Raw genomic sequence first — 625 nt, 5'->3', positions numbered from 1 at the left:
ACCAACTCACTAGAGGCTTTTCTCGGCAGCATAGGATCACTGAATTCCCCTCAACGGGTACGCATCACCTCTCAGGCTGTGTGAATGGCGGATTTGCCTACCATTCGCCCTACCGGCTTACACCAGGTACTCCATCACCTGGCCCAGCTACCTTCCTGCGTCACCCCATCGCTTGACTACTACAATCAGGGTCCCGTGCAGCCATCCCCACAGTTCCCGAAGGAACAGCGGAAACTTTTGGACGGTTAGCACAACTGATTCGCCATTGGGCGCGGATACACGGGTACGGGAATATCAACCCGTTGTCCATCGACTACGCCTGTCGGCCTCGCCTTAGGTCCCGACTCACCCTGGGCGGATTAACCTGGCCCAGGAACCCTTGGTCATCCGGCGGACGAGTTTCTCACTCGTCTTTCGCTACTCATGCCTGCATTCTCACTCGCGCAGCCTCCACACCTGGATCACTCCGGCGCTTCCACGGCTGCACGACGCTCCCCTACCCACCCACACCACTGCACACGTTCCCGCAGGAACGAATGGGTGTTGTGTGAGTGCCGCGGCTTCGGCGGTGTACTTGAGCCCCGCTACATTGTCGGCGCAGAACCACTTGACCAGTGAGCTATTA

General features: G+C 58.4%; 1 rRNA gene. It reads right to left on the bottom strand.

The window, feature by feature from the left end:
• Positions 1-625 (bottom strand): 23S ribosomal RNA (locus NVV99_RS26345); the annotation flags it as partial.

Source organism: Rhodococcus sp. PAE-6 (assembly GCF_025290685.1).
Taxonomy (GTDB): domain Bacteria; phylum Actinomycetota; class Actinomycetes; order Mycobacteriales; family Mycobacteriaceae; genus Rhodococcus; species Rhodococcus pyridinivorans.
The sequence above is the reverse complement of the archived record's forward strand: the minus strand, read 5'-3'. Positions and strand labels throughout refer to the sequence as shown.